The organism is Pectobacterium sp. F1-1 (assembly GCF_025643735.1).
Taxonomy (GTDB): Bacteria; Pseudomonadota; Gammaproteobacteria; order Enterobacterales; family Enterobacteriaceae; genus Pectobacterium; species Pectobacterium colocasium.
Window position 1 is genome coordinate 1,659,547 of sequence record NZ_CP104733.1, and the last position, 24,670, is coordinate 1,684,216.

Sequence of the window (24,670 nt, forward strand, 5' to 3'; positions counted from 1 at the left end):
GGTTCCCGCAGGGATACCTCGCACCGTGGTAGCCCCCGGTATCTCGATTCTTAAACGATCGGCATTACTCATTGCTGAGCGGCTTTTCGGCTGATTACAGGAAGCCGTACATGGCGGCGAACACCCAGCCAAAGATACAGGAGGTGGTTACGCCAATGAGTCCCGGCAGGATGAAGCTGTGGTTGATAACGAAACGGCCAATCTTGGTGGTGCCGGAGCGGTCAAACTGGATAGCAGCCAGATCGCTTGGGTAGGTTGGCAGAATGTAGTAACCATAACAGGCGGGTGCGGATGCCACGATGTATGCGGGATCCACCCCGATAGCCAGCGCTACCGGAACAATCGCTGCCAGCGCTGCCGCCTGCGAGTTTACGAACTTCGAGACAATCAGCAGGATAATCGCGTAAGCCCAGGGATACACTTTCACCAATGAACCCAGCGTACCCTTTATCTCTTCCAGATGTGCGCCAAACATGGTTTCCGCCATCCAGGCGATACCGTATACCGCGACGATAGCGATCATCCCTGAACGGAACACTTCATTCTTCGAAATCGATGACGGATTGGTTTTGGTCGCAATAATGATGATGGCGCCAGACAGCAGCATAAACATCTGAATCACCAGCACCATCGACAGCGGCTTACCGGCAAAGGCTGGACGTAGCCCTTCAACGGCACCCAAAATTGCTACTGCCGCGATGGTTGCCAGAAAGATCCACATGGCGATCCAGTTACTGCGTGGCAGTTTTCTGTCCAGCAGGGTGGCGGTATCACCATACACATATTGCTTGTTTTCAGGATCGGCGATGAATTTCTGGAAATCTTCATCCTTGTCCAGCTCTTTACCGCGGAACCAGCTGAAAATCCCGATCGCCAGAATACCCAGCAGGGTAGAAGGGATGGTAATAGACAGCAGGTCGAGGAATCCCAGATGTTTGCCCTGGAAAGTGAAATTCGCCAGCATGGCAACCAGCGACACCACCGCAACAGAGACTGGGCTGGCGATAATCCCCATCTGGGCACCGATGGAACTGGCAGCCATCGGCCTTTCTGGGCGGATATTATTCTTGATGGCGACATCATAAATAATTGGCAGGATGGTATACACCACGTGGCCGGTACCACACAGGATCGTCAGAATACAGGTGACGAACGGTGCGATAATCGAAACGTATTTCGGGTTACGCCGCAGCATACGCTCCGCGATTTGTAGCATGACATCCAGCCCACCCGATGCCTGAAGCGTTGCCGACGCGGCCACCACGGCAATGATGACCAGCATGACGTCAACGGGAGGTTTACCCGGTTGCAGTTTAAAAATAAAGACCAGAATAACAAGCCCAATCCCGCCTAATAAACCCAGCGCGATCCCGCCTTTTCTTGCCCCGTAAAAAAGGCAGATCAGGACAATGACTAATTGAATGATGAAGTCCATAGTAGCCCCATTGCAAAAATATAATGAACTAATTAGTTAGAATTAAAATAAGTGAGTTGTTACTGTGGGTACTATATGGACGGGTTGTTATTTATTTTCTTGATCTAAATCTATTAAATTTTATCTTTGCCTGCTTTACTGAAAATAAAAGATCTCGCTCGCAATAATTATGTTTTTCTGATTTATTTAGTTATTTAAGTGTAATTTTAATTTATTAATGATTGATTTAAGCATTCTTTGACTGGGTTGTTAATGGATGATGGCGTGTTTTTAAAATCCATTAAATTATTGTTCTTATTTTGTTGTATCTTGTTTTCTTTTATTTCTTATTTTCGTTAACGATAACTGTAAAAAAACAGACTTTAAGGTCACCTTATCTACCTCTAATGAGGTATTTTCTCCTATTGTATTGTTTTTAAATGATTAGTTTAAAAATGACAACATGAATCCCTTTTTGATAATGAAGTCAACGTCAGGCCACTGGAGAATAGCCGAAAAATAAAAACGGCTGTCGCGATACCACTATTTACACTGTCAGTATAGCTGACAGATTTACAGCTATTTTCACATCGTATGCGAAGCAAGACACCTTTTATAGTGTGATTAGTTATTAATATAAAATCTTTATAAATATTTTAGAATATCTGGATGCGGCTTATTTTCCTTTCTAACCGGATGTAGCCGCACAGCAGTGTTATCTCTTATATAGTGTTCTGAATTCGCGTTGTTAGCGGTGTACGAAATAGGTCGCTAATTGACGCAAGGTCTGTTCGTCCAGCGTTCCGGCGTAGTAACGCAACTGTAGCCAGGCCGTCAGCCAGGTATAACGCGCTTCAGTCAGATCGCGCCGTGCACCATAGAGCTGCTGCTCGGCGTTCAGCACGTCAAGGTTCACGCGCTCTCCGCCCTGAACGCTTTTTTGGGTGGCGGTAACCAGCGCCAGCGCCGACTTTTCCGCCAGTTCATAGGCGCGGATTTTCGCCTGACTGCTCGTGACCAAATTAAACTGGCGGCGCAGTTCCGTCTGGATTGTCGCCGTCTGTTCGTCTTTCTCCCGCGCCGTCTGCTGATAGCGCTCCTGTGCCTGACGCGTCGCGGCAGAGACGCCGCCGCCAGCAAAAATCGGTACGCTGACGCGGATGCCAATCGATCGCGTGTCGTATTTTTGGTTGTAGCTGTTTTCGGTGTCTGACTGCGTATTACGCGTGCTGGCAACCAGCGTGACCTGAGGCAGATGACCCGCCCGGTTACGCTCAATGCCGTACTTCGCCACGGCCAGCGACTGAGTAAGCGCCAGTAGCTGCGCGTTGTGACGCAGCGCCAGCGTTTGCCAGTGCTGATAGCCCGCGGGCTGAAGCGGCTGCGGCGTAAAGCGTGGCGTTAGCGCCGCAAGCTGATCCACACCAACGGGCATCCCCAGCAGCGTTTCCAGTTCACGCAGGCTGATATCCAGATTGTCCTGCGCTTCGATGAGCTGCGCTTCGGTCAGATTGACGCGCGCTTCGGTTTCCAGCATATCGGTGCGCGTACCTTCCCCCTGTTGGAAGAGGTGTTGATTCAGTTGATATTGCTCACGATAAGCGCGCTGCTGTGCCTGAACCAGCGCAATCTGCTCGCGGCTAAATAGCACGTTGGTGTAAGCCTGGAACAGACGTACCAATAACTGCTGGCTGGCATCGCGCAGCTGTTCGTCTGCCAGCACGGCGCTGGCTTCACCCTGCTGATAGCGTGACCACGCTGCGTAGTCGATCAGCGGTTGTTGCAGAGAAAAGCTGGAAGCCCGACTGGTGTAATCCCGTTCTGACTGCTGACCACCTGTCGTCACTGTGGAATCGTTACGGGACTGGCTGTAATCATAGGTGACTTTCGGCAACAGCCCGGCGCGCCCGATGTTTTTCTCTTCGCTATCGGCATTACGCGCATGCACAGCGGCCTGAAAGGCGGGGTCGTGCGTTAATGCATGTTGCCAGGCTTCCATTAATCCTAATGCCTGGCTCGGTGTGCTGTAGAGCAGCGTGAGAACAAGGGAAACGGCATAGCTGGAGCGGATCGCCGCGCGATAAACGGATGAAAGGCGCAGCATGATTACTCCTCGGTCAGTGCCAGATGCAGGCGATCGGAAAGCGGTTTGAACAGGTAGTTGAGTAGGGAGCGTTCACCGGTACGAATAAAGGCTTGCACCGGCATACCGGGACGCACGTCCAGCCCGGCGAGCTGTTGCTTACCCTGTTCATCGACGTGAATACGCAGGGCGTAATAGGGTTTTCCTGTTTGTTGCTCGACGAGTTGGTCGGCACCGATGAGTGCGACAACACCAGAAATACGCGGTGTGGTGCTTTGGTTGAACGCAGAAAACAGCAACTCGACCGGCAACCCGTTATTGACTCTGTCTACCAGCTCGATAGGCAACTGCGCGTCAATCAATAGCGGTTGCCCATCAGGAACAATCTCCATCAACATCTGCCCACTATTGACCACGCCGCCTTCGGTATGCAGCGCCAGCCCGACGACTGTACCGCTGGCGGGCGCGCGAATATGCGTGTGCTGAAGTTCATACTCCGCTGTTTTCAGTCGCTGGGTGAGATCCTGAATGGAACGCTGGGTATCGGCGAGCTGGGCGCGTACCTCTTTCTGATATTCGTTCTGGCGCTGTTGGATCTTTTGCTCCAGTTCGACGACCTGCTGCTGAAGCTGTACCTGATTATTCCGTTCCTGCGCAATTGCGCCTGCCAACTGGGCAGCCTGCCGCTCGACGTCCAGCAGGCGGTTACGGGCGATATAGCCTTCCTGCGCCAGCGGACGCAGCCCGCGTAGCTGCTCGCTGATAATCTGAAATTGCGTTTGGCTGCTAGTCAGCAGTGCCTGTGAACCCTGCGACTGCGCCTTTGCCCCGATGAGGGCTGCCTGCATCGCCGCGTGTTCCTGTTGCAGTGCGGCGCGGCGGCTGATGAAAAGCTGCTGCTGGGCGATCTGGATCTGCTGCGTGACGGTACTGTGTGGTTCTGTGGCGGCTGGGAAGGGAATCGCACTCAGATCGTCACGTTCCGCCAGCAGGCGTGCTTCGCCCGCGTGCGCTTCCTGAAGTTGGGTGACGAGATTGTCGCGCTGCGCCTGAGCGGGTGTCTGATCCAGCGTGGCAAGAATTTGTCCGGCCTGCACGTGGTCACCATCTCGCACACTGAGCGAGGCGATGCGTCCGCTACTGACGGGCTGCACTGCTTTGCGGTTGTCTGCGACAATGACCCGACCAGATACGGCGACGCCTTTATCCAACGGCGCCATGCCTGCCCACAGCAGCAGGCCACCAAAGCCGATAAGCACCAGCCAGAGGCCGTGCTTCAAATAGCGCCCGGCATCGGTATGTAATGGCATCGCCGCAACGTTATCCGCCACCGGATAGACGGGAGTTGTCGGCTGTGATGTGACTTCGCGTAACGCGGACATGATTATCCTCTTCTTTCCATGATGCTTTTCTGACGGCAGGCGTTTGTTATCAATGCGCTAAGCCTCATTTATCCGGTGCGGCACGACGCGGCGTCGGCGCGCTGTACACCATGCTCAATCCGGCGGAACCGGGCTCTTTTGGAGCAAAGGCATTTGCGGCGTCAGCGGTATTAACCGATGTAGGTTTAGGGCTGGTGGGTTTCGTCATCGGTTTGGTCAGAGAAGCATTGGCGGGCTTGGCGCGCTGTAGCTCTTTCAGTACCTGTTCCGTTGCGCCGAAATACTGAATCTGCCCTGCGCGCAGGACTAACAGCTTAGTGGCGCAGGACAGTAGGGCGGGCTTATGTGTGATCAGCACCTGCGTGCTTTTGGCCTCCTGTTGGGCGGCAATTGCGGCCAATAAGGCTTTCTCGCCGTCGTCGTCCAGGCTGGCATTGGGTTCGTCCATCACAATCAGGCGTGGCTGGTTGTAAATGGCTCTGGCGAGGGCAACCCGCTGCTTCTGTCCACCGGACAGCCCGGCACCGCCTTCGCCCAGTGGTGTATCGTAGCCTTGCGGCAGTCGCAGAATCATCTCGTGCACGCCTGCTGTGATGGCAGCGGCAACGATCTTCTCTGCATCCGGCTGAGTGAAACGCGCGATGTTTTCGGCAATCGTCCCGCTGAAAAGCTGCACATCCTGCGGCAGATAGCCGATGAAGCGACCTAAATCACCTTTGTCCCACTGGTGCATATCTGCGCCGTCCAGCCTGACTTTGCCGCCGAGAGCGGGCATGGCGGCAACCAGCAGACGGGCGAGGGTGGATTTACCTGAACCAGAAGGACCCAGCACGCCGAGCACATCGCCGGGAGCCAGTTCAAACGTGATATTGGCGAGTATGGGGGTACGCGTGTTGGGCGCGTTCGCGCTGAGCTGTTCCACCTGAAGTTTACCTTCTGGTGTTGGCAGCGCCATGCCAGCGGCACGCGCCGGGTGCGTATCGAGCAGGAGATTGACCCGTTGCCAGGCAAGACGCGCCTGCATCCACTGTTTCCAGACGCCAATGATCTGATCGATCGGACTGAGCACGCGGCTCACCAGAATGGATCCGGCGATCATCATGCCTGGCGTGATATCCCCGTTGACGGCCAGCAGCGCGCCCAGTCCCAGCATCAGCGATTGAAGCGCCAGTCGGGTACTTTTCGTCAGCGAGGTAATATTGGCGCTTTTTTCGCTGGCTACGTTCTGATAATAGAGGAACGCTTTATGCTGCGTCAGCCAGCGTTCTCGCATGGCGGGGAGCATGCCCATGGCTTCGATAGCATCGGCGTTGCGTAGGTTAGCGTTAGCCTGTTGCGTCGCCTGAACGGTGTTTTGTGCGGCTAAGGCGAGTGGTTCGCGAGTGAGCTTTTGATTCAGCCAGGCCAGCACAATCAGTATGATCGCCCCCGCCAGTGCCATCACGCCCAGCCAGGGGTGAAGTAAGAAGATCACCAGCAGATAAACGGGAAACCACGGCGCATCAAAGAAAGCGAACAGCGCATTTCCGGTGGCGAACTGGCGCAGGGCGGTCAGATCGTTTAAGGCTTGTCCGGCACCCGCCGTGCCGTTCCTGAGATTGCTTTCAAACGCCGCATTGTAGATACGCTGATTCAGCCGCATGTCCATCTGCGTACCGAGGCGGATCACCACGGCGCTGCGTATCCATTCCAGTAATCCCATCAGTAAGAACAGGCCCAGCATAATGATCGTCAACATGGCCAGCGTCATGGTGCTGCTGGAAGGTAATACGCGATCATAAACCTGAAGCATATAAATCGCTGGTGCCAGCATCAGCAGATTGATAACGGCGCTGAACAGGCCAATTCCCCAAAATCCCTGACGGTAGGCGGCCAGCGCGTCGATAATTTCCCTGCCTGATGAAGCCGGATGGGATGCGGGCATGGGAGGTTCCTTCTTCAATAAAGAGCCATCGTTCTCACCGTGGTGTGCCCACAAGGTGGAAGAGGGGGAAAACGGTTAGCCGTACCGCTATTGACGCGGTTTGCTAACGGTTATTACACTCAATAGACCGCCGCGGTGCCGTGCCCGTTATACTTCACGCTGCATCCGTGTAACGCGAAATATTCAGGGCATCTCTACTCTCTCCGTACCGCGACGGTGTTCACTCAAACGGCTAAAAGCGTCATCTTTTAGCCGTTTTCTTATGCCGCCAGCAGATCGGTCGTTTCGGCGACGCCAACGACGTCAACCACGGTATCCGCAGAAAGTGCGGCATCGGACGTTGCTGTCGCGAAGCTCAGGCTATCCAGGCTCGCATTGATGTCGATACCCGCATTGGTCAGCGCATCCAGCAGCGGCTGCACTTGTCCGCTCATCAGGCCGTAGACAACCTGATGCACCACGCCTTCACGGCCGCTATCCACGATGCTGGAGAGATCCAGGCCGCTAAAGGTGACTTGAGGTTCTTGAATGGCGTATTCGGTGCTGGTGCCGCCGCTCAGACCGTCGCCGAAGGTCAGTGAATCCAGTTGGCCATACAGAACGTGGTTAGAGAATTGATAGGTCAGGTTACCTTCGGCAACGAAGGCAGAGGTGGCGTTATTCGGGCTGACCAGAGAGTATTGTGTCCCGTTATTCCAAGAGGTACCACCGTAGAAACCTCCCGAGTTGCTGTCGGTGACGTTGCCGTTAGTGTGGTTAGCATCGCCGAACAAAGAGGACCACTCGGTCAGATACTGGGAGATAGAATAACTGGAAAACTCGGTGTCATACTGAATACTTAAACTCATGTTTTATTCCTCATTAATACTCTATCTGATAAACGGAGGCGTTTTGTGCCTCCTCTGACAAACCGCGCATCGTGATGATTCGCGGTTGATTCACACGCAGGCAGTCCCTGCGAAGAATGCTTAAAAGCGATATTCAACGCCGCCCTGGATGGTTCTTCCTCTCCCCAACGTGTATGAAATCGAATCGCCATAGCTAACGAGGTAAGCGCGATTAGTGACGTTTTCTATCGCCCCGCTGACCTTTACATTATTCGTGATTTGATAGCTGGCGTAGAGATCGAGTAGGGTATATTTGGGCCAGTCGGCGACGTAGAAATTGCCGGTACCTCCCGTCTGATTCACCGCCGAGCGATCCTGATAGCCTCGGTTGTAGCGAATCACCGCGCCAGCATCTAATTTACGATCGAATGCTCTGGTGCCAATCGTGAGACTTCCCCGATCGCTCGGCATATACGAAGACGAGCTAAAAACGGTGCCGTAATTGCATTGCACGTAGTTGTTCACGTCATCATAGGGAGTGGCGTAATAATTATTTCTACCGCCTTCGCGTATGACGACGCCACCAAGCCAGGCCGTGTTTGAGCAAAAGTCATTTTTGCCAATCATTCTGGTGTAGGTCAGATCGGCATAAAATCGACCTGTATCGTAATTCAATTGATATTCAATACCGCGGAAACGGGTTTTTGCCAGATTATTGACATAGGCTGCGTTACCGGAACCTGCGCCAGTGTAGACACCGGGTTTAACTCGCCCGATTTCCATATTGATGTAGTTGCTTATCTTGGTATCAAAATATGCCACCTTGGCAACCAGACGATCGGATTCTGTAAGCAGCTCGCTAGCCTTAATATTGAACCCCGTTTCCCACGCAGTTGACCGTTCCGGCGCCAAATAAGGGTTGGGATATTGCGTAGATGAGGAGTGCGCGCTGCCAGTGGTCAACGTTTCTGTAATCGCGGGTGGGCGCCATGATTTCCCATAATTACTGAACAACTCAAGCCAGGTTATCCCGGGTTTAACGGCGATAGCGGCGGTGGGAGAAAGCTTTCCGGTTTCGCTATCCACCTTCCAGAGCTGAGTGTTTCTGACGACCGGGCAGAGTGTTAGTCGATTTGCCGTGCAGGGGTTATCGACCGTATACGGGAACTCGGTGATCTCCATTCCCGTTGTTCCGCGCAGGCGATAGCGGTCATAACGTAGGCCGCCTTCTAGCATAAGGAAATCCTCATAGCCATAGGTCAGGTTGGCAAACAGGCTAGCCAGAGAACGATTACCACCCGGTGTGACGCCCGCCATGGATTCACGTGTGGACTCACTGCTGGACTTATCGTAGAAAACGTCAATGCCGTAGTTGGCGCTCAGCTCATGCTGAGCCGGTAAACTGAAACGTGAGATATTCTGTGCCTGCACGCCGTAAGTACGCATCCGGCTACGCGTCCAATAGCTATTATCGATGACGCTGGTACTGTAGGTATCTGATTTGTCAGTCGTATCCACATAATAAATCTTGGCGCTAAAATCAAGCCAATCGCGATCGTCCGGGTTTAGGTGATAATCCAGCGCGCTGCTACGCGACATGACGTCGCTAAACCCGCTTTTTTTCCAACCCAGTTCGGGAAACGTGGTGTTCGTTAACATACTGGGATTGGGCGTGTCTGTCTGAGTCTGCAAATAACTGAACTGAATACGTTGGTTGGCGGGAAGATTCCAGCCTACTTTAGCCAGCCGGGAGCGCATCGTGTGGCCTGAGTCAGTCACTTTGCCATGTTTCAGCGAATCGCTGGCGCGAAGCGTGTTCTCATCGCTTCCCGATGCGGTGCGGATGTCGCCGATTTTGCCTTTATTGCCCGGCCAGTAGTCGCCCAGATGGCGCTCGCTGGCTCCGACTAAAATATCACCGCTTTCGTTACCGAGTGCGAGAATCCCGCTGCCGATAAAATGCGTCCCATTGTCGCCCGTGCTGGCGTGCAATTTTCCGCCCAGTTCTTTACCCGGCACCAGAAAATCACTGGCGCTGACGGTATTAAACGTGGCGATACCTCCGAACGCGCCTGCGCCGCCCATGCCGCTTGTGGCACCTTTCTCAATCGTGGCGTGAGAGAGCAGTTCTGAATCAATATACATTTGGCCGTTACGTTGCCCGTGACCGCTTTTCTGGAAGTTCTGCCGCATACCGTCAATGTTCATATTGACGCGGCCATAATCCTGTATGCCACGAATATTCACCGAGAGGGCGGGATCCTGCTGGCTCACGCTGGAGTAAACGCCAGCGGACTGCTCCAGCATATCGGCAGCGTGGCGGGCTGGGCGGTTGTCCATCTGCTCGCGTGAGATGACGCTGATGGCGCGCGGTTGTTCGTAGATCCAGTCACCCGGATTAGCGACGGTAAACGCCCGTACCGTCATCACGTCATCTATTTTTACCGTATCGACGTTGACTGAACGAGGGCGCAGAGTAATGACGCCATTGCTGCCGATTTGGAAATCGATCGGGTTAGCACCGATCAACTGGCGCAGCCCTTGCTCGGGTGCGAAACGCCCTTGAAGCGCAGTGGCCTGCATATTTTCCAGTTTGACGTCGGCAAAAAAGACCTGTAGCCCGGCCTGTTCCGCAAAGCGGAGCAACGCGCTGCTCAACGGTTGTGTGCTGATGGAAAAGGTGACACTTTGGCGGGTTGCTTCCTGAACGTTGGCAGTGTGGGTCTCTGCTTGCACAGAATGGAATGTACCAGGCAGCGAAAGCGCGATGCCGACGGCAAGAGAAAGTGGATTAAGTTGTAACAAGCGGCTGTCTTGCTGTTGTGCTTTTTTAAACATTTTTCGCCTGGTCTGCCATTCGTTAAATTACCAATAAGCATTAATAAACAAAGGGATAATTAACCTTTCTTTTCTTAATGAAAATGATAATAAAAATCATTACCTAAATATGAAGACGGCTGAGAAGACAGAACCCGTAAAAAAATATTTAAATTTTTTTCTACGGCGCGTTGCGGCCTTGTGAACGTAAAGGGCGTTTATGAGAGAGCGCCACGCCTGAGCGGCGTGGCAAGGGTGGGACTACCGATGTAAGTAGAACTTGCCCAAAAATGATTAATCGCTATACTAATTGCATGTATATTGTGTTATATGCGACTTTGAGTCAGGTGGTTGTATGGGTGAAATTATTCGAAGCGAGTATCCGGAATTGGATAGGGTGCTTTGGGATTACCACACTCAGAGAATTCCGGCTGATTTGGCTTTTCGTATGTATGAAGAGCGTTGGAGATTTGTCGATAAGAATCGTATAGGCCAGAACGAACGTCTTCTTATTGAAAAGCTTACTGAACTATATGGTAACGGTCTTTTCATGGCTGCATGAGGGTGAATATCGCGTGACTGAATATAAGATATCTCATCATAAGATAATCAGATCGGTGTTGGATAATTTCAACACCGATTTTTTTATTGCAAATTCGATTTTCTTTGGTGGCGGCACTCGGATTGCTCTTGAGATTAATGAGTACAGAGAATCCATTGATGTTGATTTTTTATGCCCAAATAAGGACTCATATCGAGCTGTAAGGGAGCAAGTTACATCGGGGTCTCTTGGGTTGCTTGTAAAAAAAGAATTCAGTTATGCAAGAGAGATAACTTTTGACCGATACGCGGTTAGAACGTTTATCGATGAACAAGATACAAAAGTTAAACTTGAGATTGTTAGCTTTGACAACTATGAGTTAGTTGCAGATGACCGTAATATTTTTCCCGTTCCTTGTATAGATAGAGAAACTTGTTTTTATACAAAATTGCTCGCAAATGCGGATAGGTGCTTAGTGGGTCAATGCAAGGATGTCTTTGATATTATTGCGATGTATGACGAATGGGGTAGTATACCTGAACGCGCACTTAGTAAGGCTGAAGAACACTATGGCTCTACTGTGTTAAAAACGCTAATTTGTTCTTTGCGACATATACAATCTAATAAAGAAAAATATTATCAGATAGCAGAAAATTTGCTGATCCAAGAAGAGTATGCAAAGCGGCTCATTGATAAATCAGCGGATGAGTTGCTTATCAGTATTCAGTAGCAGGTAATTCTATTTATTCCTTCACATTAATAAACAACGCAAGAATAAAGATTTTTGGAGTGGGCGTCAGTATCAACATTCATTGTTGACCTGTTCCATTGATTAATATACCAAGATTGCATGTTCGTCCGCAGATCCTTGGCAAATATGAAGCCCGGCAGCTATCAACTGATACCCTGCTATCAGGGGGACATCATCGAATTTACGATAATCAATAGTAATCCCATATTTAGTGCTATCGCTGTTGATGGCTTCTCGAGTTTCTTTCATTCATTGAATTCTTTAATCAGTACAGCACGGTGACGCCGGGGAGTGAAACGGTTTTGGCGCCCAGTTCGCTGGTGATGGTTTGCAACGCGCCATCCAGCTCGTTCAGTGAAAAAATGCCGCTGACCTGACGCTGGCGCAGTGTTGAATTGGGAATGACGATCGTACCCGTTCGATACTGATTGATACGGGCGATCACGATGGCCAGCGGCTGTTGATCAAAGATCAGCAGGCCACGTCGCCAGTCGCCGCGCTCGCGGCTATTCCAGCCGGGGAGTCGCATCATCCCCTGTTCGGTATAGCGTGCCGCCTGCTGCTCATCAAGCCGCAGCGTTTCTCCGCTTGCCGTGACCTGCACGCTGTGTTCCACCACGCCAACGGTTGTTGTCTGTGATGAATGTTGCACGATGAACTGCGTGCCCAGCGCCTGTGTGGTGCCTGAGGCGGCATCAACCAGAAAAGGCCGCTGTTCCTGTGTGTTTGTTGGGGCGACGGTGAACCAGGCGGAGCCTTGCAGCAGCGTAACGCGCCGCTCTTGTGGTGTATAAGCGAGCGCAATGGCGCTACCCGCATCCATATCGACCTGACTACCATCCGGTAGCGTAACCTGTTTAACCTGATGGTCGGCACGATAATCCGAGCGCAGCATGAGGATGCCGTCGGAAAGCCATGTTGTGCCGATACAGAAACCCAGCAGCAATAACGCGGCTATTTTCCACTGTGTCGCGCGATTGACGCGTCGGCTGGGCAATGTTGCCGGTGGTTGTCGTTGCAGCACTTGCTGCTGCTCGGCGCTGAGCGACCCGAGCCCATGCCAAAGCCTCCCAGCCTGTTCCAACGCGTGGCGATGGCGCAGATCCTGTGCCAGCCAGTGCTGGAAGGTCAGTTCCTGTTCATCGTCCAGCGGCGCTTCGGCCAAACGTATGGCCCAGCGTGCTGCCTGCTGATGGATTTCAGGGGGATAATCGTTCATGTTGTAGGCCTGGAGTGTGTAGGGTCTCTAAATAGGTAGACGTCTGACGGCAATAAACCCGTAAATAATTTGTGATTATTTCATGGTGGTCGATGCTTTTCATGATAATGATCGCTTTCACGAGGAGCGGCTCGTCATCATCGCATGCAGCGTCATGGCAAGGTGTTTCTCAACCGTGCTGAGAGAAACCTCCAACTGCTCAGCAATTTGCGCCTGCGTCATGTGTTCAAACCGGTGCAGATGAAATATCAGCTGCGTGCGCTCTGGCAGCGTTGCCAGTACGTTCGCCAGACGTTCCAGCTCCTGTTGAGCGATGGCCGTTTGATCGAGCTGAGGCGCAGCATCTGGCAGGTATTCCAGCGTCGCTTCCACGTCGTCAACAGACGTCGCCATCTGCCAGCGTTGCTGGTGACGGACATGGTCGAGCAGCAAATTATTTGCTGTCTTATAGAGATACGCTTTTTTATCGTCTACATCATCCTGCTGTTCCAGCCGTTGCGCCAACCGTAAAAAACTCTCTTGCACCAGATCTGCCGCTGCCTGAGGGTCACGCAGTTTATGATTGAGATAGCGTTCTAACCGTTCTGCATAGTGGTTGAACAGCATTCTGAGTTCAGACTCTGACATGCCAACGCCCCGTCAGGTGACCTTCCCGCCGCCTTTGCGGCAACAGAACCCCTTTCCCTTGCCACGGCGCTATCCATAGCGATCCTGTCCGTTGATATCGACGGGGTAAGGCCCTGAATAATAAATTTAATGTAATTGATAATTATTATCACATATGACGAACCGGAAAGCAGAGTTAAATCTTCTTCAGATTGGCGGATTTTCGCCGTCGACTACACTTATCTTTGTTGACGTATTATTCGATTAAGAGGAATGACGATGGCGACGAAGGACGATCCTAAAGACGTGACGGTCAGCGAAGGGCTGGCAAAAGTGCATGAGGCGTCAGATCAACTGACGGAAGAGGAAATTGAGGCGCTGGCGGAGGAGGCCCGACAGGCTGCTACGCAGACGAAGAAAGCGTCTGACAATAGGCCTTAGCAGGATATCGCCTGTCAGGGAAGCGATGGGCTATCAAACATAAGGTGGCAGGTTTTTTGCACAGACATTTTGCAGATAGTGGTGAAAAACACGACGATTTTCTCTCTGTAAGGAAAATGTATGTACAACAAATTACTGATAGAAGGCAAGCTGGTAGCAGGGAAAGGTGAAGCGTTGCCAGTATTCAATCCCGCGACGGGAGAGCAAATTGCCGCCATTGCGCAGGCCGATCTGCACCAGGTTGATGCAGCGGTTCTGGCCGCAGAGTCCGCCTTTGCACACTGGGGACAGACTACGCCGAAAACGCGTGCGACGCTGCTGCTACAGATTGCCGATGCCATTGAAGAACACGCTGAGGAATTTGCCAAACTTGAATCGCTAAACTGCGGTAAACCCTATCATGCGGCGCTGAATGATGAAGTGCCCGCGGTCGCCGATGTGTTTCGTTTTTTTGCCGGTGCGGCGCGCTGCCTGAGCGGTTCGGCGGCGGGAGAGTATCTCGAAGGACATACTTCCATGATCCGGCGCGATCCGGTTGGTGTTGTCGCCTCCATCGCCCCGTGGAACTACCCGCTGATGATGGCGTCGTGGAAGCTGGCTCCCGCGCTGGCGGCAGGAAACTGCGTGGTGTTGAAACCGGCGGAGCAAACTCCACTGACTACCTTCTATCTGGCCCATCTGCTGGCGGAGATCCTGCCTGCGGGCGTGGTGAATATCGTGTTTGGGCGCGGGGCGGATATCGGCGATGCGCTGACAGGACATGAGAAAGTGAATATGGTGTCGCTGACCGGTTCAATTGCGACCGGTGCGCATATTCTGTCGCATACCGCCGCGAGCGTAAAACGAACGCATATGGAGCTGGGCGGCAAAGCGCCAGTGATTGTCTTTGACGATGCGAATATCGATCAGGTCGTTGACGGAATCCGCAGCTTCGGTTTCTACAATGCGGGGCAAGACTGTACCGCGGCCTGCCGGTTGTATGTACAGCGCGCAGTCTACGATGAGGTTGTGGAGGCATTAGGTAAAGCGGTAGCGACGCTGAAAATGGGCGATCCGCATGATGAAAGCACTGAGCTGGGGCCGTTGATCACCGAGCCGCAGCTTGAGCGCGTTATCGGCTTTGTTGAACGTGCCAAAGCGCTGCCACACATCACGGTAGTGACCGGTGGCGAACGTGTGAAAGGGCAGGGATTCTACTTCCAGCCTACGGTACTGGCGGGGGCGAAACAGGACGATGAAATCGTACAGAAAGAGGTGTTTGGCCCGGTGATCTCGATTACGCCGTTCGACGATGAAGCGCAGGTCATTGGTTGGGCGAACGCCTCGCACTACGGGTTGGCCTCGTCAGTCTGGACGCGTGATATTGGCCGGGCGCACCGTCTGGCCGCCTGTCTACAGTACGGCTGCACCTGGGTGAATACCCACTTCATGCTGGTCAGTGAAATGCCACACGGCGGGCAAAAGTTGTCGGGCTATGGCAAGGATATGTCGATGTACGGTCTGGAGGATTACACCATCGTGCGCCATATCATGATCCGTCACTGAGATGACGCACTCCATCTCAGGAGCCGCTTGTCTTGAAAAAGACGTCAGGTGCTGAAATAGCGAGTTTGTCCAGCCTCGGCGTGCCCCAAAAGAGGGCACGCTGGGCACGCGCGGGGCATCATGAGATTTTCCACTCACTTTCACTCTGATATTCACTCTTCTGACTGGTTATTAATTTCGAATATTAAAAATTAGTTCAAACTATATGCTGGATTTTTGGTTTAGATCGCGTTTTTGTATTTTATTATGATTTGGGGCGGGCGACTGGCGTGTTATGTGCATTAATTAAATTGGCATCACGTGATGTCCGTTTTCAAGGAGCGCATTTTGTCCAGATCAAACGCCCACCTTACCCCGCTAGAGTGTACTCAGCAGGCACTGCATTGGATTCATAGTGACACGCTATCCCACGATGACATGGCGGCACTGAATCGAGAAGTTTTGAGTTGTTTCCGTGAATACGTCAACCCAGGTTTTCTGGAGTACAGAAAATCTGTCACTACCGGCGGCGATTACGGCGCAGTCGAATGGCGCGCCAGTGGCCCAAATACGCTGATTGATACCCAAGGGAATGAATATCTGGACTGCCTCGGCGGTTACGGCATTTTTAACGTCGGGCATCGCAACCCTAACGTTATTGCCGCCGTTGAACGCCAGCTCGCCAGACAACCGTTGCACAGCCAGGAGTTGCTCGATCCGCTGCGGGGGCTGTTGGCAAAAACCCTGGCGGCGCTGACGCCGGGTAACCTGAAATACAGCTTCTTCTGCAATAGCGGAACGGAATCGGTTGAAGCGGCGTTGAAGCTGGCGAAAGCGTATCAGTCGCCGCGCGGCAAATATACCTTTATCGCCGCGACTGGCGCGTTTCACGGGAAGTCGCTAGGGGCACTTTCCGCCACCGCCAAGCCTGCGTTTCGTCGTCCTTTCATGCCGCTGTTACCCGGTTTTCATCATGTTCCTTTTGGCGATATCAGCGCCATGCGTAAGAAGGTTCAGCAATGCCAGAAGACCGGCGATGACGTTGCTGCCATCATTCTTGAACCCATTCAGGGAGAAGGCGGCGTGATTGTGCCACCGGAAAATTACTTGCCTGCGGTCAGAGCATTGTGCGATGAGGTTGGGGCATTGCTGATTCTGGATGAGGTACAAACTGGCATGGGACGTACGGGCAAGATGTTCGCCTGTGAACACTACGGCGTGCAGCCCGACATTTTGTGTCTGGCGAAAGCGCTGGGCGGTGGCGTGATGCCGATTGGCGCCACGGTGGCGACGGAGGAGGTATTCTCCGTGCTGTTTGAAAACCCGTTCCTGCATACCACCACGTTCGGCGGTAACCCGCTAGCCTGCGCGGCGGCGCTGGCGACCGTCAATGAGTTGCTGACGAAAAATCTGCCGGAACAGGCGGCGATACAAGGGGAGTTTTTGTTACGGGGCTTACAGCAGTTGGCGGCCGAGTATCCTCAATTGATTATCGAGGCGCGAGGAATGGGGCTGTTGCAGGCTATCGAGTTCAGGAAAAACGAGATCGGGTATGCTTTCGCGAAGGAACTGTTCCAGCGTAATGTTCTGGTCGCGGGGACGTTAAACAATGCCAAATCGGTCAGGATAGAGCCACCGCTTACCATCACGCGCGAGCAATGTGCCCGTGTATTGAAGGAAGCGAAGGACGTGCTCAAAAAGCTCAGTGGTACGATGCCTGATGAAAATAAAATGAAGGAATATGCGGTAGAGTGAAAAACGAGACGGAAACACGCAGCACCCTCCTATTAGGTTCATCCCGAAAGCCAGTCAGCCCTCACTGACTGGCTTTTTCTATCCGGTTTCCGACACGACTTTTTTCGAGACGACTTAGTGACTTTTACGGGCGATCAACACATTTAACGGCGCCATGGGAAATGCCTGATGGCGTCGGGTTTCGACAGAGGTAAAACCAGCAGACAGTAGCCACTGCGTCAGTTGACCTTCTCGCGTGACGTGGCGTCCGCTCATTTGCATCGGCAGATAGAACGGCAGAACCGGTGCGGCGGCATCGGCTTCTTCCGCGATTTCTGCTTGTGCCAGCACCAGTGTGCCTTCTGACGTTAGTGCGTTGTGGAGCGTAACCAGCATGGTGGGAATATCCTCGACAAAATGCAGGAAAGAAGAACTCCAAATCAGATCGTATTTTTCGGCAGGAAACGCGCCGCTGTGTGCCGACAGCCTTGTTGACAATCCGGCGGCATCGATATTGCGCTGCGCCACGGCGGCGGTTTGCGGCAGGTCATAGACCGTGCCGGAGATCTGCGCGTGGCGCAGCGCCAGCGTAATCGCCACCCAACCGGGGCCACCGCCCAGATCGAGAACGTGTCTGATGTGTGGGAAATCTGGCAGGCTGGAGAGCAGATTATCGGCAAGGTCTGCCGTTATCGAACGTTGCTCCTGAGCGATCTGTTGCTCTGCCGCATTAGCCCATGCTGCGTCACGTGGTAACTCGCTTAACTGTGCTGGCAGCGGCTGACGCATGCCGTCACCAAGCCCCTGACCAAACTGGCGGAGGCTAGTGAGGCGAAAGCGCCAGGCATCGCCCAGAAACCGCGAACGGCTGCGGCAGAGTACGGCGGCGCAGGCTGGGGCGGTGCGATAGCCGTCGTGATGGCGCGTCAAAAATTGCATACTCCACAGAATCTCAAGCAGAAAACCGGCTTTCTCTGGCTGCCAGCCCAATTCTGCCGCCAACTGTTCCGGCGTGGTGATCGCCTCCAGTCGGTCAAAAATCTGCTGCTCCAGCGCCAAATGTAAAGCATCGGCTTGCACGCTGCTTGCGGCAAGCCGCCATAATGTCTCTAATGGATTCATAAGTGGTCTGTCTCATTGATGGTCAGTCGATAGGGAATATGCTATCTATAAATGAGAATAGTTATTATGTTCATTGTTATGCGAGGCGGCGTTTTTCATATGCGAAACGGCGGGGGGAAGATGGCGCAAAGGCAGCAGCAGGGGCGAGAGGGACTATCATCAGGCGATCGATGTTGTGTGGGTGAGGTGAATCGTTCTGATTCGCGTCGAACATTGCCGGGCGTTATCGGCGAATGCTGGTCGGATTTCAGCGGTATCGACACGGATCTGTTGCTGGCTCGTTCGCAATATCGCCCGTGCCGCGATTTGGTGGAAGAAAGGCAGAACCCGCATTCGCAACCGATGCTCGTCATGACGTTTGCGCTGGCAGGGGAATCTGCCTATTGCGATAGCAGTGGTTTGCAGGTCTGGTTTCGTCAGCAGCATGTCACCATCACGACGTTTGGTGCCGCCAGTGTGGGCGAGCGTCATTATCAGGCGCAGCAATCGGTTGATCAGCTACGACTGCTGGTGGGGAAAACGGCGGCGGATCGTTATTTTGGCGCGGACTGTGCGGAACAGTGGTTCTGTAGTGATGGGGTGCAGCAGCGCGCATTTACCTCTATTTCTTCGGCCAGTCAGGTTCATGTCAATGCGCTGTGTGGCGACGCCGATCCGCTGAATCGCCATATCCACGCCTTAAGCCTGTTGTAGCAGTATCGGCACCTTCTGCAACCGGAGGCGCGGCACGGTGCCATTCATCCACAGGAACGGCAGCAATTGGAGCAGGTATGCTGTTGGATGCGTGAGCATCTGGCTGAACCGCTGACACTGGCCTGCATTGCGACTCAGGCGGGGATGAGTGAATCCAGACTCAAACGTGGGTTCCATCGCAGCTTTGCAACCACGCCGGGGCAGATGCTATTGCGGATGAGGATGGAGCGGGCACATCAGCTTCTGGAACAGGGATTTCAGGTGGCACAGACGGCCTGGCAAGTTGGCTATCGACACCCGGCTAATTTCAGTCTGGCATTTACGCGCTATTTTAACCGCAACCCGAAAATGATTGCTTCACATAAGTAAAAATACCCCACTGACATTAATGTGATGATGTTGTCATAACTATTTACCGTTATTTTCCTTTGATTATATTCCTGTGCGTTATTTCCGCATGCGGTGCCTGAATCCGAGCTTTTGTCCAAATTCTTCTATACTTCATCCAGCAGTATCAACGTGTAATGAATATTGCGGCCAATAAACTGTTCATTTTTCAGCGCGCAGTCGGGTGGTTCCCTGTGCATAAAAGAGAGCATTTTATTTTTAATAAAGGGTCGCTTTTTAAGCAAAGGAAAAAAGGATGAGATTAAAAAAGAAAAAAGTCGAACCGATGAAAATTCAGGACATTACCATTATTGATAATGCCCGACTTAAAAAAGCCATTACCGCTGCCGCATTGGGTAATGCGATGGAATGGTTTGATTTTGGCGTATATGGTTTTGTGGCGTATGCACTTGGACAGGTCTTTTTCCCCGGCGCTGACCCCGGCGTACAAATGATTGCCGCGTTGGCAACGTTCTCGGTTCCCTTTTTGGTGCGGCCACTCGGCGGGCTATTCTTTGGGGCGATGGGGGATAAATTTGGCCGCCAGAAAGTCTTGTCGATCACTATTATTATCATGTCGGTGAGCACATTCTGTATCGGTTTGATTCCTTCTTATGAATCGATCGGTATCTGGGCACCGATATTACTGCTGTTGGCGAAACTGGCGCAGGGATTCTCCGTCGGCGGAGAATATACCGGCGCGGCGATTTTTGTTGCCGAATATTCCCCGGACAGACGTCGCGGGTTTTTAGGGAGCTGGCTGGATTTCGGCTCTATTGCCGGGTTCGTAATGGGGGCAGGTGTCGTGGTGCTCATTTCTTCCATCGTGGGAGAAGAAAGCTTTCTGGACTGGGGATGGCGTATTCCGTTCTTTATTGCCGCGCCGCTTGGATTAATTGGAATTTACTTGCGCCATGCGCTGGAAGAAACGCCGACGTTCCAACAGCACGTTGACAAGATTGATAAAGAATCAAAAGACAGCATCCAATCCCCGCCGAAGATCTCCCTGCGTGAAATTGTGACCAAACAATGGAAAGGTTTGTTGATCTGTATCGGGATGGTGATTACCACCAATGTCACCTATTACATGCTGCTGACCTATATGCCGAGTTACCTTTCACACAGCCTGAATTACTCGGAAGATCATGGGGTGATGATTATTATCGCCGTCATGATCGGGATGCTGTTTGTGCAGCCGGTGATGGGACTGATGAGCGACCGTTACGGACGTAAACCGTTTATTATTTGCGGCAGTATTGGGCTGCTGTTGCTATCTGTGCCCAGCTTTATCTTGATTAACAGCGATGTGATTGGGCTGATTTTCTGTGGATTGCTGATGTTGGCAGTATTGCTGAATGCCTTCACGGGGGTGATGGCGTCAACGCTTCCCGCACTGTTCCCCACACATATCCGTTATAGCGCGCTGGCGACGTCATTTAACGTTTCCGTACTGGTTGCGGGCTTTACGCCAACGGCGGCGGCGTGGCTGGTGGAGTCGACCGGCAATCTGTATATGCCGGCGTATTACCTGATGGTGATTGGTCTGATCGGCTTAATTACCGGGATGTCGATGCGTGAAACGGCTAACCAGCCTCTGAAAGGCGCAACGCCAGCGGCGTCGGATCGGACGGAAGCCAAAGAGCTGCTGCAGGAACAGTACGACAATATTGAACAGAAAATAGAAGAGATTGATGAGCAAATTGCTGAGCTGGAGAAGAAAAGGAAACGGCTGACTGAACAGCATCCTGAAATTAATTAACACAATAATGCTGTGGATGGTGCCAGCGGCTACGGAATGTAGCCGCTGGAATAAGATAGTTAGCGGAACGGCGGTTCGTTAAAGGTGCGTAGTTTGCGTGAGTGCAGCTTGTCGCTTTCCGCCCGCAGCAGATCGATGGCGCAGATGCCAATCTGCAAATGCTCCGAAATCGCCCCTTCATAGAAACGGTTTGCCTGTCCCGGCAGTTTGATTTCACCGTGCAGCGGCTTATCCGACACGCATAGCAGCGTGCCGTAAGGGACACGGAAGCGGTAACCCTGGGCGGCAATCGTCGCACTTTCCATATCTACTGCGACGGCTCGGCTGAGGTTAAAGCGCAGGGCGGAGGCGGCGTAGCGTAATTCCCAGTTGCGGTCATCGGTGGTCACCACCGTGCCGGTACGCAGGCGCTGTTTAACCTCTTCTCCCGGCATGCCGCTGACCATCTTGGTGGCGTCGTACAGCGCGCGCTGCACTTCAGCGATGCTGGGAATCGGGATGTCAGGCGGTAACACCGCGTCCAGTACGTGATCGTCACGCAGGTAAGCGTGCGCCAGCACATAATCGCCGATGGACTGGCTTTCGCGCAGGCCACCGCAGTGGCCGATCATCAGCCAGGCATGTGGACGCATGACGGCGAGGTGATCGCAGATGGTTTTGGCATTGGATGGCCCGACACCAATATTGACCATCGTAATCCCTTTCCCCTGACGAGGAATCAGATGATAGGCGGGCATCTGGTGGTTCTTCCATGCCAGATCGGACACCGTTTGCTCGGGGTTAGGCGTGTCGGCCGTGATGTAGATGCCGCCTGCGCAGGATAGCGCCTCATACGGGCTATTGGGATCGGCAATCTGCGCACACGCCCAGCGCACAAACTCATCGACATAGCGCGTGTAGTTGGTGAAAAGGATGAATGGCTGAATATGTTCCACCGGCGTGCCGGTATAGTGACGAAGGCGTGCCAGTGAGAAATCGGTGCGCAGCGCGTCGAAGTGCGACAGCGGCGACGTGGTAGTCGTGTGGAACAGACCATCTGCCGTCTCGTCCCCAATCTGTGACAGTTCCGTGGTGGGGAAATGCTTGGCGATGCCGGCGCTCATGGAACGGTCAAGAATCAGGTCGGAACCGTCGAGTACGTAGGGGAACGGGATTTCCTGCTGAGATGGGCTGACCTCGATGGTGACATCATAATCCCCCTCCAGCAGCGCCAACTGTTCTGCCAGATAAGCACGCAGGAATGCCGGACGGGTCACGGTGGTGGAGTAGCTGCCGGGATGGGTAAAACGCCCATAGGCGCGATGGCGGGGATGGCCGGTCGAATTGCCGCTCCAACTGACGCGCAAGGCCGGGTAGGAAAATAATCCCGCCGCGCGCGCGTTGGCATCGGGCAGGGTGCCATCATTGATGAAGTCCCCGATGGCGTCGCGCAGCGCTGAGACGGCGTCATCATACAGTGCTTCCAGTTTATCCAGAGTCTGCGTGACGGTAAGACTGACGTGGGATCCGCTGTTATGCATATTCTCTCCTTTAAATTCTGTACTTAGGCAGAAGTTAGCTCACAGCGTAACTGAACATGCACAGTCCCGCCATCGTGAAATCTGGCGGAGCGGTAAGCGTGAAGATAAGCCAGCGCTTAGGCGGTCTCCCTCGATAGATTAGTGCTTGTGGCGACCGGAGAGATTCGCCGCGCTCACGGCCAGTATCGACAATACGCCGAGTGCGGCCGCCGGTGCCAGCACGCCCCAGAAGGCACGTTCGATATACGGCATTCCTTCTGCCAGCACACGTCCCCATTCTGGTGTCGGCGGGGAGGCGCCCAGACCTAAAAAGCCGAGCGATGCCAGCGCCAGCGCGATGCCTGGCAGTTTTAGCATCGCATGACGGAAAAGCGGGCCAAGCAGCGCTGGAAGAATATAGAACAGGCTGCGCCGTATCGGGCCGACGCCGAGAATCGGCAGCATGCGAATATAAGGGCGCGCATTGATTTCAGCCACCAGTGCCGCCGTGTGGGCTGCAAGCGGTGCCCAACTGACGGCAATGACGGCAATCGCCGCACCCGTTGCCGTCGGGCCGTTTACCGCAGCAACCAGCAGCCCGGCAATCACTGGCGGCAGGGCGTTAGTGACTTCAATGGGGCCGGTGAGCAGACGCGGAAACAGCCCAACCAACAGCCCGATTGCCAGACAGGCCAGCGATACCACCAGCGCCAGCAGACAGGTATTGAGCGTACCGTGTGCGACGCGCGCCAGTAAATCACGCCCCATCGCGTCCGCGCCAAAAGGCAGCAGCAACGATGGCGGTTGCAGGCGCAGAAAAGCAGAAGTGTAGGGATCGCGCGGCAAGCCAACCAGTAACAGCAGCGCCAGCAGTAGCACACAGAGAATCGGCAGCCAGACAGCATGACGAGACACGGGGCTGCCGCGATCTTCCGGTACGGGCATCGCGCCGTTCCGCAGCGCGCGCCCGAAAATCAGCAGCCGTACGCCGCTGGCGGCGATGCCAGCCAGCGAAGCGATGAGTAACAGAATCAGCACGCCAACCTGCAAAGCGGGTAGATCCTGTGCTGCTGCGGCACCCAGTGTCGCGCGTCCGAGACCGGGAATCGCAAAGACTTTTTCGACGGCGATGGCTCCGCCGGTTAATGAGACCAGCACCAGCCCGACCAGCGGCATGACGCTCGGCAACGTGCGCTTCAGCACCGCCAGTGCGATATGACGACGGCTGACGCCTGCCACGCTCCAGGTGGTAAGCCAGTTTTCGCTAAAAGTGGCGGAGATCGCATCGGAAATGATCCGGCCAAGGTAGCCGCCTGCCGGAATACCGAGCGCCAGAGACGGGAGCACGACGTAGTGCAAGCCCTGCCAGCCATAAGGCGGGAACCACTGTAACCAGACGGCACCGACGATCAGCAAAAAGGATGCCAGCAGGAATTCGGGCAGCGCGGTAAATAAGGCGGCAAACAGGCCGCCTGAACGATGAATCTGGCCACGTAATCCGTGCCGAAAGGTCGGCGCGCACAGCATGGCCGCCAGCGTGAAGGCAACCAGCGCCGAGGTAGCCATCAGCGTGAGCGAGACACCCGCCGCCTGTAGCATCCCTGGGAGCACAGGGCGGCCTGAAACCCAGGAGTTGCCCGCATCGCCGTGTAGCAGACCCATCAGCCAGTTCAACAGTAAACGCAGCGGCCCCTGATCCAACCCGAGAGAATGACGAATTGCGTTGAGTGTTTCTGTTGTCGCTTCCTGTTCGCCGGAACGGGCGCGCAGCAGTGCCAGCGCCGGATCCTGACCGGACCACCACGGCAGCATACCAATCAGCACGACGATCCCCGCCAGCGTCAGCAGCCGCGAAAACAGCGGGATCAGCATGCCGTATCGCGGGCGTTGCGTCTGGTTGATGGTTGCACAGGTGCGGCAATACAGCGGTTCGCTCATAAACTCGTC

At 53.6% G+C, this 24,670-nt stretch carries 20 protein-coding genes; 8 read left to right on the plus strand and 12 right to left on the minus strand.

The genetic code is table 11. The features are described from left to right. Window positions 1–94: 94 nt before the first annotated feature. The 6 genes from NAL19_RS07240 to NAL19_RS07265 all read right to left on the minus strand — a co-directional run bounded on the left by NAL19_RS07240 (window position 95) and on the right by NAL19_RS07265 (window position 10,468). Window positions 95–1,435, minus strand: a complete 1,341-nt coding sequence (locus tag NAL19_RS07240; protein WP_263059253.1) for an anaerobic C4-dicarboxylate transporter — start codon at window positions 1,433–1,435, stop codon at window positions 95–97. Between the two features lie 727 nt (window positions 1,436–2,162). Next, entirely contained in the window at window positions 2,163–3,518 is a 1,356-nt protein-coding gene (locus NAL19_RS07245; protein ID WP_263059254.1) for a TolC family outer membrane protein, read from the minus strand. Between the two features lie 2 nt (window positions 3,519–3,520). Then, a complete protein-coding gene (locus NAL19_RS07250; RefSeq protein ID WP_225087529.1) occupies window positions 3,521–4,879 on the minus strand; it encodes an HlyD family type I secretion periplasmic adaptor subunit in 1,359 nt (452 codons plus the stop codon). Window positions 4,880–4,943: 64 nt separating this feature from the next. Continuing rightward, window positions 4,944–6,803, minus strand: a complete 1,860-nt coding sequence (locus NAL19_RS07255; RefSeq protein ID WP_263059255.1) for a type I secretion system permease/ATPase — start codon at window positions 6,801–6,803, stop codon at window positions 4,944–4,946. 260 nt (window positions 6,804–7,063) lie between these two features. Continuing rightward, the gene (locus NAL19_RS07260) at window positions 7,064–7,651 is read right to left on the minus strand and encodes a heme acquisition protein HasA (protein ID WP_263059256.1); all 588 of its coding nucleotides are present in this window, start codon (window positions 7,649–7,651) and stop codon (window positions 7,064–7,066) included. A gap of 120 nt (window positions 7,652–7,771) precedes the next feature. After that, window positions 7,772–10,468 carry a TonB-dependent receptor gene (locus NAL19_RS07265; protein WP_263059257.1) on the minus strand — a complete coding sequence of 899 codons (2,697 nt, stop codon included), beginning with the start codon at window positions 10,466–10,468 and terminating at the stop codon, window positions 7,772–7,774. A gap of 334 nt (window positions 10,469–10,802) precedes the next feature. Between NAL19_RS07265 and NAL19_RS07270 the strand changes: the two genes are divergently transcribed. Then, window positions 10,803–11,009 (plus strand): hypothetical protein, encoded by a 207-nt coding sequence (locus NAL19_RS07270; protein WP_225087533.1) that lies wholly within the window; start codon window positions 10,803–10,805, stop codon window positions 11,007–11,009. 55 nt (window positions 11,010–11,064) lie between these two features. Then, window positions 11,065–11,718 carry a nucleotidyl transferase AbiEii/AbiGii toxin family protein gene (locus NAL19_RS07275; protein ID WP_263059258.1) on the plus strand — a complete coding sequence of 218 codons (654 nt, stop codon included), beginning with the start codon at window positions 11,065–11,067 and terminating at the stop codon, window positions 11,716–11,718. Window positions 11,719–11,820: 102 nt separating this feature from the next. Here the strand turns inward: NAL19_RS07275 and NAL19_RS07280 are convergent, their stop codons facing one another. The 3 genes from NAL19_RS07280 to NAL19_RS07290 all read right to left on the minus strand — a co-directional run bounded on the left by NAL19_RS07280 (window position 11,821) and on the right by NAL19_RS07290 (window position 13,585). Further along, complete coding sequence (locus NAL19_RS07280) at window positions 11,821–11,988, minus strand: hypothetical protein (protein WP_263059259.1); 168 nt, start codon at window positions 11,986–11,988, stop codon at window positions 11,821–11,823. Window positions 11,989–12,004: 16 nt separating this feature from the next. Then, complete coding sequence (locus NAL19_RS07285) at window positions 12,005–12,958, minus strand: FecR family protein (RefSeq protein ID WP_263059260.1); 954 nt, start codon at window positions 12,956–12,958, stop codon at window positions 12,005–12,007. A gap of 117 nt (window positions 12,959–13,075) precedes the next feature. Further along, window positions 13,076–13,585 carry an RNA polymerase sigma factor gene (locus tag NAL19_RS07290; RefSeq protein WP_263059261.1) on the minus strand — a complete coding sequence of 170 codons (510 nt, stop codon included), beginning with the start codon at window positions 13,583–13,585 and terminating at the stop codon, window positions 13,076–13,078. A 258-nt stretch (window positions 13,586–13,843) separates the two neighbouring features. On the opposite strand from NAL19_RS07290, the gene NAL19_RS07295 reads away from it, so the two are divergent. From NAL19_RS07295 to ygjG, 3 genes are all read left to right on the plus strand, one after another. Further along, window positions 13,844–14,005: a hypothetical protein gene (locus NAL19_RS07295; protein ID WP_225087537.1), complete on the plus strand. Its 162-nt coding sequence runs from the start codon at window positions 13,844–13,846 to the stop codon at window positions 14,003–14,005. Window positions 14,006–14,125: 120 nt separating this feature from the next. Further along, window positions 14,126–15,550: an aminobutyraldehyde dehydrogenase gene (gene patD, locus NAL19_RS07300; protein WP_225087538.1), complete on the plus strand. Its 1,425-nt coding sequence runs from the start codon at window positions 14,126–14,128 to the stop codon at window positions 15,548–15,550. Between the two features lie 327 nt (window positions 15,551–15,877). After that, window positions 15,878–17,284, plus strand: a complete 1,407-nt coding sequence (gene ygjG, locus NAL19_RS07305; RefSeq protein WP_263059262.1) for a putrescine aminotransferase — start codon at window positions 15,878–15,880, stop codon at window positions 17,282–17,284. Window positions 17,285–17,398: 114 nt separating this feature from the next. Here the strand turns inward: ygjG and NAL19_RS07310 are convergent, their stop codons facing one another. Continuing rightward, the gene (locus NAL19_RS07310) at window positions 17,399–18,385 is read right to left on the minus strand and encodes a class I SAM-dependent methyltransferase (RefSeq protein WP_225087540.1); all 987 of its coding nucleotides are present in this window, start codon (window positions 18,383–18,385) and stop codon (window positions 17,399–17,401) included. A gap of 120 nt (window positions 18,386–18,505) precedes the next feature. Between NAL19_RS07310 and NAL19_RS07315 the strand changes: the two genes are divergently transcribed. The 3 genes from NAL19_RS07315 (at window position 18,506) to proP (ending at window position 21,224) form a co-directional block, all read left to right on the plus strand. Further along, window positions 18,506–19,078, plus strand: coding sequence for a hypothetical protein (locus NAL19_RS07315; RefSeq protein ID WP_263059263.1), 573 nt, complete (start codon window positions 18,506–18,508; stop codon window positions 19,076–19,078). Window positions 19,079–19,165: 87 nt separating this feature from the next. Then, the gene (locus NAL19_RS07320; RefSeq protein ID WP_263059264.1) at window positions 19,166–19,447 is read left to right on the plus strand and encodes a helix-turn-helix domain-containing protein; all 282 of its coding nucleotides are present in this window, start codon (window positions 19,166–19,168) and stop codon (window positions 19,445–19,447) included. Between the two features lie 274 nt (window positions 19,448–19,721). Further along, the gene (gene proP, locus NAL19_RS07325; RefSeq protein ID WP_263059265.1) at window positions 19,722–21,224 is read left to right on the plus strand and encodes a glycine betaine/L-proline transporter ProP; all 1,503 of its coding nucleotides are present in this window, start codon (window positions 19,722–19,724) and stop codon (window positions 21,222–21,224) included. Between the two features lie 59 nt (window positions 21,225–21,283). Here the strand turns inward: proP and NAL19_RS07330 are convergent, their stop codons facing one another. Next, the gene (locus tag NAL19_RS07330; protein WP_263059266.1) at window positions 21,284–22,744 is read right to left on the minus strand and encodes an AMP nucleosidase; all 1,461 of its coding nucleotides are present in this window, start codon (window positions 22,742–22,744) and stop codon (window positions 21,284–21,286) included. A 138-nt stretch (window positions 22,745–22,882) separates the two neighbouring features. Beyond that, window positions 22,883–24,661, minus strand: a complete 1,779-nt coding sequence (locus NAL19_RS07335; RefSeq protein ID WP_263059267.1) for an ABC transporter permease subunit — start codon at window positions 24,659–24,661, stop codon at window positions 22,883–22,885. Between the last annotated feature and the right edge of the window lie 9 nt (window positions 24,662–24,670).